The organism is Salinicoccus sp. Bachu38, from assembly GCF_038561955.2.
Taxonomy (GTDB): Bacteria; Bacillota; Bacilli; order Staphylococcales; family Salinicoccaceae; genus Salinicoccus; species Salinicoccus bachuensis.
In genome coordinates, this window is sequence record NZ_CP138333.2 from 2,507,718 (window position 1) to 2,522,237 (window position 14,520).

The following is a 14,520-nucleotide window of genomic DNA, read 5'->3' on the forward strand; positions in this document are numbered from 1 at the left end:
ATTATTCCCCTCCTAATAGTTGTCTCATCAAAGCCGCACGCTCTTCTTCAACAGCATGCTCCAAGGACGTGATCTCTTTATCTTTTTCATTCAGGCGCATCTTGATGAATGCTGGCTGAATAAGTTGAATCCACTTCTGGAACTGGAAATCCTCATGTTCAATCAGCTTGAGGTCGGTGCCGAGCTTCAGATCGCTCAGACATTTCGCCGCTTCTTTCAATGGCATCCTGTAGGCATGCTTCAGGAGGCCGTAGGAGCGGTAGACCGAATCCTTCACTTCGAGAAGATGTTCACTTTCAAGCCATGAGCGCATCTCCATCTCTTCTTCCACAATGCGTTCTTTCAGTTCGTCAAGGTTGTTTATGATCTCTTCTTCCGTCTGCCCGAGCGTCAGCTGGTTCGACAGCTGGTATATATGACCGAGCGGGACGGACCCTTCTCCATATATACCTCTTAATGTAAAGCCGAAACGGCTCAGATTCGCAGCCAGCGTCTGGATGCGGCTGCCGAACGTGAGCGCCGGCAGGTGGAGCATCACCGATGCCCGGAGGCCGGTGCCGACGTTTGTCGGGCAGGCGGTAAGATAGCCGTATTTTTCGTCAAATGCATAATCGACTTCCGACTCCAGCATATCATCGATCGCGTCCGCTTTTCTATAGAGGTCGATCATCGGGATGCCGACACCCATCGTCTGGATGCGCAGGTGATCCTCTTCGTTGACCATGATGGAAACGGATTCGTCTTCACTAATATAACTGAGGAGCCCCCGCTTCGTAAACAATGGGCTCACCAGATGCTTTTCAACCAGCAGGGCCTTGTCCTCGAACTGGAGGCCATTCATCTCCACACGCCGGTATCCATCCAGTACCGCTTCCAACTTCGCCAGCACAGGTTCGAGGCCACCATCGTCCTTCATCATGTAGGGGAAGGGGAGATGGCTCACGTTACGGGCCAGCCTGACCCGTGTGGACATTTCAACCGGCAGTTCCTCGACATCCTGCATCCATGGGCTGATATGGCTATATTCCATCACTATCACCTGCCTGTTCCAGCGCTCTGATTTCATCACGCACTACTGCCGCCTCTTCAAACTCCTGGGTTTCGACAAGCTTTTCAAGCCGGCCCCTCAGCTGCTCGAGCTTTTTCCTCGTTTTCAGATGGGCGCGGGATTTCACCGGCATCTTCCCGGCATGTTCCGACTGGTGGGCCTGCACCCTGCTGATGATGTCGGCGGCCTGGCTGCCGAAGGTGGCGTAGCAGTCCGGACAGCCGAATTTCCCCATCTGTACAATGGTGTTGATGGTGGAGCCGCATGTCCCGCACTGCTTCGGACGCCGCTGCGTCTGCTGCAGGGACGGGTGCTCGGACAGTGACTTGAGCAGCTTCTGGATGTTGAAGGTATCGTCCGGATAACTGAAATCATTCTCAAACGATGCGTTGGCGCACTGCTCACAAAGAAACTTTTCAGTCTTTTCGAAGCCGTTGCCCTTTGAGATATGAATGGTTGCTTCTCTTTCGTTGCATGATTCGCATTTCATCCAATCACTCCTCAGTGTAGAGAATGACATCAATCACCCTCGTCAGTATATTCGCACGCAGGCGATCGCGGTATGGCAGGTCGAGCATCAGCGATTCCCTCTCCAGGACCGCATCTATGATTTTCGCTTCTTTCATGGTAATCACTTCATTCTCCATCAGCGACTGGACGATATGCTTTGCATTCTGCTGCGAAATGCCATCGCCGATCAGCTGTTTCAGACGCGCCAGATACTCGGATTTGGAATGGGTCTCGACCTTGGTGATCCTGATGTATCCGCCACCGCCTCTCTTGCTTTCCACGGTGTAGCCATGTTCGTTGGTGAAACGGGTCTTTATCACATAGTTCAGCTGTGAGGGGACACAGTCGAATTTCTCTGCGATATGCGCGCGTTTGATTTCCACGACTTCACCGCCGGATTCTTCAATCAGCTGCTTGAGATACTGTTCGATTATATCCGACATGTTGCGCATTACATCACCCCTTTTGACCTTCTTTGACTAAATTATATATCCTATACTCAAATATGGCAAATGTAATGTTTTGCATATCCCCCTTTATTTCTGTAAACGTTTGCATTATAATGAATCGGGATGATTTTGTCACATGATTACATATACAGACAATAACGCCATGCTATATAATGAACACAACTTATCTTTTATGGGGTGAAATTCTTGAATATTCTAATGGGTATCATCGGAATCTTATTTACATTCTTCCTTGCATGGCTTGTCAGCAGCAACCGCAAGCTCGCTTTCAAAAAATGGAAGAACATTCTGATCCTGCTCGCCATCCAGCTGCTGCTCGCTTTCATACTTCTTTCCACTGGCGCAGGACAGGCTGTCATCGAATTTCTGGCCACCGGCTTCAACGCACTGCTCGGATTCGCTGCTGAAGGTGTCGCCTTTGTCATGGGTGACCTGACGACACTTGAAGATGGATCAGCTGCAGATGTATTCTTCTTCAACGTGCTGTTGCCGATCATCGTGATTTCAGCACTGATCGGAATTCTGCAGTTCACCAAAATACTGCCCATGATCATCCGCGCGCTCGGTTTCCTATTGACCAAAATTACCGGCATGGGATATCTCGAATCCTATAATGGTGCAGCATCCATGATCCTTGGACAATCCGAGGTCTTCATTTCACTGAAGAACCAGCTTGCGCACCTGCCAAAACATCGGCTCTACACGCTTTCTGCACAGGCTATGAGTTCGGTTTCACTGTCCATTGTCGGCTCCTATATGACAATGCTCGAACCGCAGTATGTCGTTACGGCGATTGTACTCAACCTGTTCGGTACATACGTCATCGTGCACATCCTCAATCCATACGATGTCACCGAAGCGGAAGATGCTGCAGATGTCGATGACAACCCGGATGCAGGCAAATCGTTCTTCCAGATACTCGGGGACTACATCATGGATGGTGCCAAAGTTGCGATGACCGTTGCAGCAATGCTGATCGGTTATATCGCCCTCATCGCCATCCTGAACGAAGCATTCCTGCTCATCCCTGGCATGAACATCACATTCCAGGATGTACTCGGCTACATCTTCATGCCGATCGCATTCCTCATCGGAATTCCTTGGGCCGAAGCCCAGCAGGCGGGCAGCCTGATGGCAACAAAGCTGATTACGAACGAATTCGTTGCGATGCTCGACTATACGGGTATGGCGGACGAGTTCAGCCGCAAATCCCAGGCGATGATCTCCGTGTTCCTGGTTTCATTCGCCAACTTCTCAAGCATCGGTATCATCGCGGGCTCCGTCAAAGGGCTGCATAACGAGAGTGGCGACAAAGTGGCGCGGTTTGGCCTGAAGCTCGTATACGGTGCTTCCCTGGTCAGTGTACTCACAGCCGCAATCGTCGGCTTCTTCGCTTAATGAAAATGAATGTATAGTTAAAGAGATTGGGGTTGCGACCCCAATCTCTTTTTGTTTCAAATCATTTTGAGTTGTCTCCCCCTCATCATCCAACTCCATCTTAAGTTCGTTCTGCTTCATCCAATACAGGCTGACCAAGGATTTCTTCATCGAAGCGCTCCGGAATCAGCACTTTACGCATCAACCCATCGACATCACCGTATTCCTGCTCATGTGTGGCGTAGAGCTCATATCCCCGTCTTTCATAAATCCCTTTCAACCATGGATGGAATTTCAATGATGTGCCCAAAACCACCGCCGGAGCCTTCAGCATATCCCTCAATATTGTTTCTTCTACATATGTGAGAAGCCTGTCTCCTACACCCTGGCCTTTATACTCCGGTTTTGTTGCGAACCACCAGACAAATGGGTAACCGGAAATCGAAATCCCTTCGTCCCAGGGAAATCTGATCGTTATCGTTGAAATGATTTCACCATCACGTTCCAGTACATATGCTGTAGAGTGCGTTATATTATTAGACACATCTTCCAGGTCCACATTAACCGAGGGCCATTCTATGCCCAGTTCTTTAAGTGGTTCAAATGCACGCTTCATCAAATCCAGAAATTCTTCAGCATCCTCTTTTACAGCCACTCTGATAATATCTTCGGACATTGTCTCCCTCCATCCATTTAATTCATATTCACTAACTAGGAATATTTTACAGTATATCTTTCCATCAGATTGTGGTCAACCCGATTGTTAAAATGGCATTTGAAATTCAGGATGATAGAATTGATATAAAATAAATGTGATGGAGAGAATGATGATGAGAATTGGCGTTATTTCAGATCTGCACATAGACCGCAGTGATATCGATAAAAATGAAATGGAACAGCTTCTGACACATGAAATCAAAGCACAGGAACTGGATCTGCTGCTCATTGCCGGGGATGTGTCGAGCCACTATAAAATGACCTCCGCGTTCCTGAAGGCACTTTCCGACCTGGCACAGATCAAGGTACTCTTCGTCCCGGGGAATCATGACTATTGGCTGAAAGAGGAGGATACCCTCACAACCCCCGAAGTATATGAACTATATAAAAATATGCCGGGGAGTGTGCTGGAAGCGCCTTACATCATCAATGACGACTGGGCGATTGTCGGCCACAGTGGATGGTATGACTATACTTATGCGGATGCCCGTTTCAGCGAGGAAAAACTGACCCGGGGCAAATTCTACGGCGGCACCTGGCAGGATAAACTGAATATAGACTGGCAGCTCCACGACAGGGAGCTCTCCAAAATATTTGCCGAAAAAGTAAAAGGGGACCTGGAGAAGGTGAAGGATAAAAACATCATTCTGATGACCCATGTCGTTACACATAGAAGGTATGCCGTCCCGATGCCGCACCGCCTGTTCGACTATTTCAACGCGTTTATAGGAACGTCTGATTTTGATGGATTGTATGAAAAATACCCCATCAGATACAGCATCATGGGGCACGTGCACTTCCGGCATCAATTCAGGCAGAATGATGTTACGTACATCTGTGCCTGCCTGGGCTACCAGAGGGAATGGCAAACGGATGATATCCACGCTGAAATCAGGGATACTTTGCAGGTGATAGAAATATGACTTTTAGTCAATATGATTTTCTATTCTTATTGATCAGGCGAAGACCTGAATAGTAAATTCCAGTAAAAATGATGAATGTAATAATGATCGGCGTTATATTATCTATACCCACACTCATATCTATAGTATCTGAAGAAATGGGTGTGGCATCAAAAAATACTGCTCCAAAGTATGCTGTGCGACGACCGATTTCCGCACTTGAAAACAACATTATCAAAAAGTTAATTGCTAAGATAATTAAAGTTGTCACGATTGAAGCACCAACACTGTCAATAATCCGTTTCCTCATTTTCTGCTCCACCCTTTCTGAAGTTGGTCCACCATTACAGTTCCACATTCTCATAATACTTCCCAACCAATCAACGATAGAACTGAATTTTTGAAATATTTTAAAATTTTATTTGGATAAAAATTGACCTTAACTTGATTAAGGTCATCTAATCCAGCCGATCGATGATCGTATGGTATCCCTCGCTGCCATAGTCCAGGCACCGCTTGACCCTTGAGACCGTGGCGCTCGAGGCGCCTGTTTCATTCTGGACCCTGGAGTATGTATGCCCCTCCTTTATCATCTTTGCCACCTGGAAACGCTGCTTCAATGAGACAAGTTCGTTTGTTGTGCATAGATCATCGAAAAAGTGATGGCATTCTTCAACCGTTTCAAGCTTCAGTATCCCTTCGAACAGATCATCGAGCTCTTTGCCTCTCAGTTTATCTATTTGCATATGCTTCCCTCCATTTAATACGCCCATCATATCAAAGCACTTTAGCGTTTTAAAGTGTTAAATCAAATTGTCTGAAAGTCTTGTCAGCACCGATTTATTTTGTTATTATCAGATTTATTGATTATTCTTTATCACGCTAAAGTATTAAAGGAGATATGGTATGAAAAACGATTTGATCATCCGACGCCTGAAATTTGCACAGGATTATACACAACTGCTTGCCGATGAAAACTATCAGCTGGTCGACATGAATATGGTGGAGCCCTTCAATATCGACGATAAGCGCCACCATTCCTCGACCATCATCTTCGAGCGCAACGAACAGCTCTTCTCCATCCGCAGCGACTGGACGCGCTCCCTGCTCAACTACAGTGAGAACTATCATCTCAGCCAGCGCTTCTTCGGATACTTCGGCCCCGTGGTGAGGAATTACGAGACATTCCATCAGGCGGGAGTGGAACTCTACCGTCCCACTGATGAGGAGATACTGTCGAGCATCGACATGCATCTGTCGTTCGTCACAGAAAGGTACAGCGAGAAATTCCATTCGATCGTGGTCAATGACGATACGCTGCTCGACCTCTACATCGACAAGTACGCACTCGATTCCGGCATACGCAATCTGGTCCATGAAAAGAACCTGTCGGAACTCCGGAAACAGCTCGGACAGACCCACCCGCTCTACATACTGCTCTCGGCCAAGGTGAGCGACCAGATGGACCTTGTGAACGCCGAGTTCGGCGACAGCGAAATCATGCGCTTCATCGACAGGCTGAAGCAGGCGCTTGGAGGCTACGGCATGAAGTTCATACTCGACCTGTCATTCCGATCCCCACAGTCGTACTACAACGGCTTCTATTTCCAGGCCTTCCTGGATCACGACTATCCGCTTCTGAGCGGCGGGGAATACAACAGCAGCGCTTTCGGCATTGCGGTAAACCTATCTAACGGAGGATTGCTATGATTACAGTCGCACTTACGAAAGGCCGACTTTTCAAGGACTTTCTCAAATACATGAATGAAAACGACCTGAACAACTATATCAGTGCCCTGGACGGCGAGACGCGCTCGCTCTACACCGTCGTGGACAACGTCAAATTCATCTTCGCCAAAGGACCGGATGTGCCGACCTATGTCGAAAGCGGTGTGGCGGACCTCGGCATCGTCGGCTCCGACATCATCACCGAAGACACATTCAATATACTGAATGTCTCCCAGCTGCCGTTCGGCGACTGCCACTTCTCCGTGGCCGCCCTCCCAGAGCAGGAGGAGTTCAAGGTCATCGCGACGAAGTACACCAACATCGCCCATGAATATTTCAAGAATAAACGGCAGGATGTCTCACTGATCCACCTGAACGGCTCGGTGGAACTTGCACCGCTGCTCGGACTCTCGGACGGCATCGTGGACATCGTCCAGACGGGCGGCACGCTCAGGGACAACGGGCTCGTCGAGCACGAGAAGATCATGGACATCCATGCACGGCTCATCGCAAACAAGCGGACCTTCTACACAAAAGAGGATGAGATCTATGACTTCATCCGTGAAATCGGGGTGATCGAATGAATGTCCAGGAATTCAGGAAGGCTTTCGACCAGAAGCGTGATGGTGCCGGATTCGACGGCTATAAGGATGTGATGGACATCATCGAACGGGTCCGTACCGAAGGGGACGCCGCCCTCCGTGACTATACGGAGAAGTTCGACGGCAGGACGCCGGAATCCTTCAAAGTGCCGAAAGCGGCGCTCAAGGCAAGCTATGACGCCATATCCGATGAGGAGAAGGCGGCGCTCGAGACGATCCGCACGCGCATTGAACGCTATCAGGAGAGCATCAAGTATGAGGACAGGGACGACGGGGAGTTCCAGTACGTCTACCATCCGATCGAGAAGATCGGCGTCTACGTGCCCGGCGGCACGGCACTCTATCCGTCGAGCGTGCTGATGACCGTCGTACCTGCGCTTGCTGCAGGCGTCAGGGAAATCCATGTCACGACCCCGACATTCGACGAGAACAACATCACATTTGCCGCCCTCTACATATGCGGGGTGGAAGATGTCTATACTGTCGGCGGCGCACAGGCCATCGCCGCACTCGCCTACGGGACGGAATCCATTCCGAAGGTCGATAAGATCGTCGGCCCCGGCAACTACTATGTCGCCCTTGCCAAACGCCTGCTGTTCGGCGAAGTCGGCATCGACATGATTGCAGGACCGAGCGAGATACTGATCTATGTCGATGGGGATGTCCATGTGGATGCGATCGTCTACGACCTGTTCGCCCAGGCCGAGCATGATCGGAACGCACGGACATTCCTGCTCAGCGAAGAGGAGGCGGTCATATCGGAAATCGAAGCCCGTCTCGAGGCGCTGATCGATGCACAACCGCGCAGCGAAATCATTCGTGCCTCCATCCGGGACAACCATTACGCGGTCGTCGATTCCCGGGAAGCACTGCTCGATATGGTGAACCACATCGCCCCAGAGCATGTCTCCATCCAGCACCGTGATGCCGACATGATCATACGCAACATCAGATATGCCGGTGCCGTATTCAACGGCTACTACTCTCCGGAAGCCATCGGGGACTATGCCGCAGGCCCTTCCCATGTACTGCCGACCGACCGGACGGGGAGGTTCAGCCATGGACTCAATGTGAACGACTTCCTGACGAGCCATGCCGTCATCTCCCTCGGGAAGGAAACCTACACCGAAATCGCTGGACCGGCGAAGACCGTCGCCAGGCGTGAACAGCTCGACGCCCACTATCAATCTCTACGGATCCGAACGGAGTGATGAAATGATCCACATGGACCGCAATACAAGTCCGATCCCCCCGCTCAGCGACGCGGTGATCGCAGAAGTCGTCAAAGAAACGAACATCCATGAGTATCCAAGTGATGAAATCACACGCTTCAAACAGCTGTATGCCGACTACTACGGCATAGACAGCAGGACGATTGAAGTCGCCAACGGCTCGGATGAATGGATCCAGAAGGCCATCATGACGCTCGGGCAGAATGGTGTCATGACACTCGCTCCGGATTTCGTCATGTACCATGAATATGCCGCCCAGGTGGATGTGCCCGTATATACCGTTCCCTGCAATGAAGATTTCCAGTTCGACTTTGACCAGGTCGTCCGGGCGATTGAAGAGAAACGGCCTTCCCTGTTCCTGATCTCGGTACCGCACAACCCGACCGGACAGATGTTTGCAGACAGCGAACTGAAGGCGCTCGCCGATGCCATGGAGGACGTGGGCGGCTACCTCGTCCTCGATGAGGCGTACTTTGAATTCGCACACGCCTACACGCGGCCGGAAGGGGACCATGTCCTCATCATCCGGACACTGAGCAAGATGTTCGGCATCGCCGGCCTCAGGGTCGGCATCGCCATTGCGGAAGGGAAGACATTCGGGAAGATCACCCGGCTCAACCACCCCTACCCGGTGAATTCACTGTCATTGAACCTGGCCAGCAGAATATTTTCGGAGAAGCCGGCGCTCGATGCGTTCGTACGCTACCAGCTCGACTCGAAAGCACAGCTTGCCGAGTCGTTCAGCCAGGTATCTGATAAAATAAACATCATCGAATCCAATACGAACTTCGTCTTCACCTATGGCAGGCATGCACGTTCGCTCGGTGCCTACCTTCTCCAGAATGGCTACCAGCCGAGGATGTATGACGCCGCACCGCTCGGGGATGTCGTCAGATACTCGGTGATCCGGCCGGAGGATTACGGCCAGCTCAATCAATTAATCAAAGAATGGAGCAATCAATATGATCAAGAAGGAAAGAGCAACAAAGGAGACGAAGATCTCCATATCACTCGATGAGGAAAAATCATTCAGGGAGTCCTCCATCTCGACGGGAGTGGGCTTCTTCGACCATATGCTCACACTGTTCAGCTTCCACTCCGGGCTCTACCTGAATGTGGAGGCGGACGGCGACCTCGAAGTCGACGCCCACCATACTGTCGAAGATGTCGGCATCATCCTGGGCCAGATGCTCCGCGAACTCTATGTGGAGAAAGCATCCTACCAGCGCTACGGCACGACATACATCCCGATGGATGAATCCCTTGCGCGCGTGGTGCTCGACCTCTCCGGCCGGCCGCACCTGAACTTCCAGGCGAACTTCTCGAAGGAGACGGTCGGCACGTTCGACACCGAACTGGTCATGGAATTCTTCAATGCGGTCAGCATGAACAGCCGCATGACGCTCCATGTCGACCTGCTCAAGGGCGGCAACACCCACCATGAGATCGAAGCAATCTTCAAGGCGTTTGCCCGCAGTCTGAAGGCGGCACTCGCACCGAGTGACGCCGGCATCCCCTCTTCGAAGGGTGTCATCGAATGATCGGCATCATCGACTACTCACTCGGCAACATACAGAACATAAAGAATGCACTCGAGAAACTTGGATATGACTATATCCTTTCAAGCAAATATGAAGATCTGGCGGACTGTGACACCATCCTGCTGCCGGGCGTCGGCCACTTCGGCAACGCAATGGAGACCATCACCCGCCTCGGCATCAGGGAGGACCTGCTGAAGCTGGCCGAGACGAAGCGGTTCATCGGCATCTGCCTCGGCATGCAGCTCCTGTTCGAAGAAAGCGAGGAGGGCAATGCCCGGGGCCTTGGGCTGCTTACAGGCAGAATCACCAGGATGGAGACGCCCCACCCTGTACCGCATCTCGGCTGGAACACGCTGGAGAGTCCGTCCCCCGTACTTGATGGCAAGGATGTCTATTTCGTACACAGCTTCATGGCGACCGGGACGGACGCCACCATCGCTACGGCAGAATACGGCGTGACGGTGCCCGCCGTCGTCAGAAAAGAGGATATCATCGGCATCCAGTTCCACCCGGAAAAATCCGGTGATATCGGCGTGGAAATATTGAAGCAGGCCATTGAAGGAGGCATATAGATGAACATCATTCCAGCAATAGACATCATAGACGGCCAGAATGTCCGTCTGACACAGGGCGACTACGGCAAGAAGACGGCCATGAAGCGTACACCTGAGGAGGCCATTGCCTTCTACAGCAGCTTTCAACAGGTCACACGCATCCATATCGTCGATCTGATGGGCGCACTCAAACAGGACGCCCAGGAAACGACGGTCATCCAGAAGCTGAAGGAAAAGACCGACCTGCCCCTCCAGATCGGCGGCGGCCTGAGGGAGACCGAAACGATTGAAAAATATGATGCCATCGGCATCGACTATTTCATCCTCGGTACACGGGCCATCATGGATTTCGATTGGCTTGAAACGGTCGTCAAAAAGTTCCCCGGCCGCATCTTCGTCGGTGTGGACGCCAAGGAGAACGACATCTACATCAACGGCTGGACGGAAAACAGCGGCATCACAATCGATGACTACCTGAAAAAGATCGAGCCCCTCGATATTGCAGGCATCATCTATACCGACATCAACAAGGACGGCATGAACCAGGGGCCGAATTTTGAAAATACACAGCGCATCAATGGCCTGACGCGCCATACCGTCATCGCAAGCGGCGGCGTCAGGAGCAAGGATGACCTGGACCAGCTCGAAGCGATGGGCATCACACAAGCCATCGTCGGCAAGGCAAGCCACAGTGATGAATTCTGGAGGGATATAAGATGATCAAAAAACGCATCGTTCCATGCCTCGATGTCAAGGAGGGGCGCGTGGTCAAAGGGGTCAATTTCGTCGGACTCCGGGACGTCGGCGACCCGGTCGAACTCGCAACACGCTACAACGAAGAGGGGGCTGACGAACTCGTCTTCCTGGACATTTCAAAAACCCAGAACGGCCATGACCTGATGATCGATGTCATCCGCGAGACCGCCAAGGCGCTGTTCATTCCGCTGACCATTGGCGGCGGCATCTCCTCCATAGATGATATACGCCAGCTGCTCAATGCCGGAGCGGACAAGGTCAGCATCAACTCTGCAGCCATCAGGAATCCGGAACTGATCCGTGAAGCCAGCGCAGTCTTCGGCAGCCAGTGCATCTGTGTCGCGGTCGATGTGAAATACGACGCAGAGGCGCAGGACTATTTCATCCATACGCACGGCGGCTCCAAAAAGACGGACATACGTGCGTTCGACTGGATTGTGAAGTGCGAGGCACTGGGCGCCGGGGAGCTGCTGATCACGAGCATGGACCATGACGGTGTCAAACGGGGATTTGATACGGAATTCCTGAAACAGGCGAATGAAATGGTGCGCATCCCCATCATTGCAAGCGGCGGCGCCGGCGATGCAGACCATTTCACCGACCTGTTCCGCCAGACGGATGTATCTGCAGGGCTGGCAGCATCCATCTTCCACAACAAGGAAGTCGAGATCAGGGACCTGAAACAGACATTGCAGAATTCAGAAATAGAGGTGAGGATGACATGAAACCGGATTTTGATAAAGGCGGCGGGCTCCTGTCCGTCATCCTGCAGGACGACAGGACGGGACAGGTCCTGATGAACGGCTTCATGAACGAGGAAGCCTATCAGAAGACCAGGGAAGAGGCAGTCGTATGGTTCTATTCCCGTTCAAAGGGACGCCTCTGGAAAAAGGGGGAGACGAGCGGCAATGTGCAGGTGGTCAAAAGCATGGCACTCGACTGCGATTCGGATGCGCTCCTCATCCAGGTGGAACCGAAGGGCCCGACATGCCACCTCGGCACACAGAGCTGCTTCGGCGACGATCATTTCAACCTGCAGACGCTTGAAAAGATTGTGGACCGGAAGGTCGAGCACCCGGAAGAAGGCTCATATACGAAATACCTTACCGAAGAAGGCATCGACAAGATCCTGAAGAAATGCGGTGAGGAAATGACCGAGGTCGTCATCGCGGCGAAGAATGACGAGCGGGAGGAACTCATCGATGAAACGAGCGACCTCCTCTATCATACTCTTGTACTGCTCAAACATCAGGGCGTCTCCCTTGGAGATGTGGAAGACCGGCTTGAAGCACGCCACGGGGAGAATCTGTCCTACAAGGTCCGTGGAGAAATAGAAGAATGGTAGGCGCAATCCCTCTGAAATGACAAGTAGTATCCTCGACTTCGATGAAACGCTCGAAGGCAGCAACCGCCTGAACCCGGCATATGAAATCAACGAAGATGTGATTCAGGAGATGGCGACCATCAGCATGGAGGCGGGATATATTCCATCCGATGATGTCGAAGGGCTCGTAAACAGAGAGTATGTGGATGCGGTCCTCGAAGAGGAATAGAAATTAAAGAAGGAAGGCGGAGCATGAGTTTGCTCCGCCTTCCTTCTTGCATATTCAATAGACCGTCTGGCGCCTCGCAGCATCGATATGACTTTCCCTTCTCCAGTCGACCATCAGGCCGATCATCGTCATTGCTGCAAAGGGCAGCAGCCATCCGAGCAATGCATCGGACAGTGGCAGCGCCGTATATATGGCAGAAATGGCCTCCATCTTCAGCAGGCCGTTCGTATGGATGATCTCCATGATGGAAATCGGAATCGTCGAGACTACAGGAAGCAAATAGGCATACTTCATTTCGAAACGGATGAATATATTAATGAATGAAACCACTACCAGTACAATCGCTACCGGATACAGAAACGCAAGCAGAGGCGCCGCCAAGGAAAGTATCGTATTCAAGCCGAGCGTGGTAAATAGGAACCCGGCAGCGGTGAAAACAAAGACATACGCCTTGTATGGAATCCTGCTGTAATGCCTGGAGCCGAACTCCGAACACGCATTGACCAGACCGATGCATGTCGTCAGACAGGCCACGACGACAATGGCAGAGAAGATCAGATCTCCGGAACTGCCGAAAAGCCGCATCGAACTGTATGTAAGGATGTCCGTGCCGTTTTCATAGCCGCCGCGTGCTGTCGTACCGCCGATATAGGCCAAGGCCAGATAGATCACCATCAGGAGGATGGATGAAAGCACCCCGGCCTTTATGACATGGGAGACGATTCCTGCCCTGTCGGTAATGCCTGAATATTTGAGTCCACTGATGATCACCATCGAAAACGCCAAGGCCCCGATGAGATCCATTGTGAAATAGCCTTCCAGGATTCCTGATACCACCGGTGTGCCACTGTATCCGTCCTGGGCTGGTTGCAGCGAAGTCTCCGGGCGGAATACTGCAAATATGGAGAGCAGTGCAATCGCAAGCAGCAGAATGGGCGTCAGATACTTGCCGATGCTGTCGACAATCTTCGCCGGATTCAATGCCACCATGAAAACGATGATGAAGAACACAACAGAAAATCCGATGAGTGTAGATGCATCATGGACAGGCAGGAGATTCGCAGTCCCCACCTCATACGCCACATTCGCCGCTCTCGGTATGCCGTAGAATGCACCGATCGACAGATAGACCAGAACGGCAAACACCATTCCGAACACCGGGTGGACTGGCCGCCCCATCCGCTCCACCCCCTCATCGAAATAGGCCACGACAACCACTGCCAGAAACGGCAGCAGTACGCCCGTGACGATGAAGCCGGCCATCGCTGCCCACATCTCCACACCTGCCTGGTGTCCAAGCATCGGAGGGAATATGAGATTGCCTGCGCCAAAGAACAATGAAAAAAGCATCAGGCCGGAAATCAATACTAAACGATTCATCAAAACACTCCTAGAATAAAAAAAGTACCATTTTAAGGCCGGCGGTCACGCCGTGGCACCCCTTTGAATATTCCCCCTGATCCCCATCAGTTTAAGAAATCCGTTCAATATGACAGGCCCCTCCCCCATTCAGGAGCCTTCCGTTAAAAA

The 14,520-nt window shown here is 51.5% G+C and carries 19 protein-coding genes; 12 read left to right on the plus strand and 7 right to left on the minus strand.

The window, feature by feature from the left end; all coding sequences use genetic code 11:
* Window position 1: 1 nt before the first annotated feature.
* From RQP18_RS12665 to RQP18_RS12675, 3 genes are read right to left on the minus strand one after another with little or no spacing between them, the layout of a single operon-like run.
* Entirely contained in the window at window positions 2–1,066 is a 1,065-nt protein-coding gene (locus tag RQP18_RS12665; protein WP_342389415.1) for a protein arginine kinase, read from the minus strand.
* Window positions 1,020–1,538 carry a UvrB/UvrC motif-containing protein gene (locus RQP18_RS12670; RefSeq protein WP_342388040.1) on the minus strand — a complete coding sequence of 173 codons (519 nt, stop codon included), beginning with the start codon at window positions 1,536–1,538 and terminating at the stop codon, window positions 1,020–1,022. Before RQP18_RS12670 ends, RQP18_RS12665 begins: the two co-directional genes overlap by 47 nt.
* Before the next feature lie 4 nt (window positions 1,539–1,542).
* A complete protein-coding gene (locus tag RQP18_RS12675; protein WP_031545967.1) occupies window positions 1,543–2,010 on the minus strand; it encodes a CtsR family transcriptional regulator in 468 nt (155 codons plus the stop codon).
* Window positions 2,011–2,214: 204 nt separating this feature from the next.
* Here RQP18_RS12675 and RQP18_RS12680 point away from each other — a divergent pair, with 204 nt between their 5' ends.
* The gene (locus RQP18_RS12680) at window positions 2,215–3,426 is read left to right on the plus strand and encodes a NupC/NupG family nucleoside CNT transporter (protein ID WP_342388041.1); all 1,212 of its coding nucleotides are present in this window, start codon (window positions 2,215–2,217) and stop codon (window positions 3,424–3,426) included.
* 100 nt (window positions 3,427–3,526) lie between these two features.
* Here the strand turns inward: RQP18_RS12680 and RQP18_RS12685 are convergent, their stop codons facing one another.
* Window positions 3,527–4,081 (minus strand): GNAT family N-acetyltransferase, encoded by a 555-nt coding sequence (locus RQP18_RS12685; RefSeq protein WP_342388042.1) that lies wholly within the window; start codon window positions 4,079–4,081, stop codon window positions 3,527–3,529.
* A gap of 154 nt (window positions 4,082–4,235) precedes the next feature.
* On the opposite strand from RQP18_RS12685, the gene RQP18_RS12690 reads away from it, so the two are divergent.
* Entirely contained in the window at window positions 4,236–5,045 is an 810-nt protein-coding gene (locus tag RQP18_RS12690) for a metallophosphoesterase (protein ID WP_342388043.1), read from the plus strand.
* Window positions 5,046–5,052: 7 nt separating this feature from the next.
* Here the strand turns inward: RQP18_RS12690 and RQP18_RS12695 are convergent, their stop codons facing one another.
* Both RQP18_RS12695 and RQP18_RS12700 read right to left on the minus strand, forming a co-directional pair.
* Window positions 5,053–5,334, minus strand: coding sequence for a hypothetical protein (locus tag RQP18_RS12695; RefSeq protein WP_342388044.1), 282 nt, complete (start codon window positions 5,332–5,334; stop codon window positions 5,053–5,055).
* A gap of 148 nt (window positions 5,335–5,482) precedes the next feature.
* The gene (locus tag RQP18_RS12700; protein WP_342388045.1) at window positions 5,483–5,770 is read right to left on the minus strand and encodes a YerC/YecD family TrpR-related protein; all 288 of its coding nucleotides are present in this window, start codon (window positions 5,768–5,770) and stop codon (window positions 5,483–5,485) included.
* A 160-nt stretch (window positions 5,771–5,930) separates the two neighbouring features.
* Here RQP18_RS12700 and RQP18_RS12705 point away from each other — a divergent pair, with 160 nt between their 5' ends.
* From RQP18_RS12705 to RQP18_RS12750, 10 genes are read left to right on the plus strand one after another with little or no spacing between them, the layout of a single operon-like run.
* Window positions 5,931–6,734, plus strand: a complete 804-nt coding sequence (locus tag RQP18_RS12705) for an ATP phosphoribosyltransferase regulatory subunit (RefSeq protein ID WP_342388046.1) — start codon at window positions 5,931–5,933, stop codon at window positions 6,732–6,734.
* Window positions 6,731–7,336, plus strand: coding sequence for an ATP phosphoribosyltransferase (hisG, locus tag RQP18_RS12710; protein ID WP_342388047.1), 606 nt, complete (start codon window positions 6,731–6,733; stop codon window positions 7,334–7,336). The genes RQP18_RS12705 and hisG overlap by 4 nt, the downstream gene beginning before the upstream one ends.
* Entirely contained in the window at window positions 7,333–8,565 is a 1,233-nt protein-coding gene (gene hisD, locus RQP18_RS12715; RefSeq protein ID WP_342388049.1) for a histidinol dehydrogenase, read from the plus strand. The genes hisG and hisD overlap by 4 nt, the downstream gene beginning before the upstream one ends.
* Window positions 8,566–8,569: 4 nt before the next feature.
* On the plus strand, window positions 8,570–9,604 hold the full coding sequence (locus tag RQP18_RS12720; RefSeq protein WP_342388050.1) for a pyridoxal phosphate-dependent aminotransferase: 1,035 nt from the start codon (window positions 8,570–8,572) through the stop codon (window positions 9,602–9,604).
* Window positions 9,549–10,127, plus strand: coding sequence for an imidazoleglycerol-phosphate dehydratase HisB (gene hisB, locus RQP18_RS12725; protein WP_342388051.1), 579 nt, complete (start codon window positions 9,549–9,551; stop codon window positions 10,125–10,127). Before RQP18_RS12720 ends, hisB begins: the two co-directional genes overlap by 56 nt.
* Complete coding sequence (gene hisH, locus RQP18_RS12730) at window positions 10,124–10,699, plus strand: imidazole glycerol phosphate synthase subunit HisH (protein ID WP_342388052.1); 576 nt, start codon at window positions 10,124–10,126, stop codon at window positions 10,697–10,699. The genes hisB and hisH overlap by 4 nt, the downstream gene beginning before the upstream one ends.
* Window positions 10,700–11,401, plus strand: coding sequence for a 1-(5-phosphoribosyl)-5-[(5-phosphoribosylamino)methylideneamino]imidazole-4-carboxamide isomerase (gene hisA, locus RQP18_RS12735; protein WP_342388053.1), 702 nt, complete (start codon window positions 10,700–10,702; stop codon window positions 11,399–11,401). It abuts the gene before it with no gap.
* Entirely contained in the window at window positions 11,398–12,162 is a 765-nt protein-coding gene (gene hisF / locus RQP18_RS12740; RefSeq protein WP_342388054.1) for an imidazole glycerol phosphate synthase subunit HisF, read from the plus strand. Before hisA ends, hisF begins: the two co-directional genes overlap by 4 nt.
* Window positions 12,159–12,782, plus strand: coding sequence for a bifunctional phosphoribosyl-AMP cyclohydrolase/phosphoribosyl-ATP diphosphatase HisIE (hisIE, locus tag RQP18_RS12745; protein ID WP_342388055.1), 624 nt, complete (start codon window positions 12,159–12,161; stop codon window positions 12,780–12,782). The genes hisF and hisIE overlap by 4 nt, the downstream gene beginning before the upstream one ends.
* Window positions 12,783–12,798: 16 nt before the next feature.
* Window positions 12,799–12,990 carry a hypothetical protein gene (locus RQP18_RS12750; RefSeq protein ID WP_342388057.1) on the plus strand — a complete coding sequence of 64 codons (192 nt, stop codon included), beginning with the start codon at window positions 12,799–12,801 and terminating at the stop codon, window positions 12,988–12,990.
* A 54-nt stretch (window positions 12,991–13,044) separates the two neighbouring features.
* Here the strand turns inward: RQP18_RS12750 and brnQ are convergent, their stop codons facing one another.
* Window positions 13,045–14,370 carry a branched-chain amino acid transport system II carrier protein gene (gene brnQ / locus RQP18_RS12755; protein ID WP_342388058.1) on the minus strand — a complete coding sequence of 442 codons (1,326 nt, stop codon included), beginning with the start codon at window positions 14,368–14,370 and terminating at the stop codon, window positions 13,045–13,047.
* Between the last annotated feature and the right edge of the window lie 150 nt (window positions 14,371–14,520).

Excerpts from the sequence above, each read along its gene's own strand:
- RQP18_RS12665 (WP_342389415.1), bottom strand. The coding sequence starts at position 1,066 with ATGAAATCAGAGCGCTGGAACAGGCAGGTGATAGTGATGGAATATAGC.
- RQP18_RS12670 (WP_342388040.1), bottom strand. The coding sequence starts at position 1,538 with ATGAAATGCGAATCATGCAACGAAAGAGAAGCAACCATTCATATCTCA.
- RQP18_RS12675 (WP_031545967.1), bottom strand. The coding sequence starts at position 2,010 with ATGCGCAACATGTCGGATATAATCGAACAGTATCTCAAGCAGCTGATT.
- RQP18_RS12685 (WP_342388042.1), bottom strand. The coding sequence starts at position 4,081 with ATGTCCGAAGATATTATCAGAGTGGCTGTAAAAGAGGATGCTGAAGAA.
- RQP18_RS12690 (WP_342388043.1), top strand. The coding sequence starts at position 4,236 with ATGAGAATTGGCGTTATTTCAGATCTGCACATAGACCGCAGTGATATC.
- RQP18_RS12695 (WP_342388044.1), bottom strand. The coding sequence starts at position 5,334 with ATGAGGAAACGGATTATTGACAGTGTTGGTGCTTCAATCGTGACAACT.
- RQP18_RS12700 (WP_342388045.1), bottom strand. The coding sequence starts at position 5,770 with ATGCAAATAGATAAACTGAGAGGCAAAGAGCTCGATGATCTGTTCGAA.
- RQP18_RS12705 (WP_342388046.1), top strand. The coding sequence starts at position 5,931 with ATGAAAAACGATTTGATCATCCGACGCCTGAAATTTGCACAGGATTAT.
- hisG (WP_342388047.1), top strand. The coding sequence starts at position 6,731 with ATGATTACAGTCGCACTTACGAAAGGCCGACTTTTCAAGGACTTTCTC.
- hisD (WP_342388049.1), top strand. The coding sequence starts at position 7,333 with ATGAATGTCCAGGAATTCAGGAAGGCTTTCGACCAGAAGCGTGATGGT.
- RQP18_RS12720 (WP_342388050.1), top strand. The coding sequence starts at position 8,570 with ATGATCCACATGGACCGCAATACAAGTCCGATCCCCCCGCTCAGCGAC.
- hisB (WP_342388051.1), top strand. The coding sequence starts at position 9,549 with ATGATCAAGAAGGAAAGAGCAACAAAGGAGACGAAGATCTCCATATCA.
- hisH (WP_342388052.1), top strand. The coding sequence starts at position 10,124 with ATGATCGGCATCATCGACTACTCACTCGGCAACATACAGAACATAAAG.
- hisA (WP_342388053.1), top strand. The coding sequence starts at position 10,700 with ATGAACATCATTCCAGCAATAGACATCATAGACGGCCAGAATGTCCGT.
- hisF (WP_342388054.1), top strand. The coding sequence starts at position 11,398 with ATGATCAAAAAACGCATCGTTCCATGCCTCGATGTCAAGGAGGGGCGC.
- hisIE (WP_342388055.1), top strand. The coding sequence starts at position 12,159 with ATGAAACCGGATTTTGATAAAGGCGGCGGGCTCCTGTCCGTCATCCTG.
- RQP18_RS12750 (WP_342388057.1), top strand. The coding sequence starts at position 12,799 with ATGACAAGTAGTATCCTCGACTTCGATGAAACGCTCGAAGGCAGCAAC.
- brnQ (WP_342388058.1), bottom strand. The coding sequence starts at position 14,370 with ATGAATCGTTTAGTATTGATTTCCGGCCTGATGCTTTTTTCATTGTTC.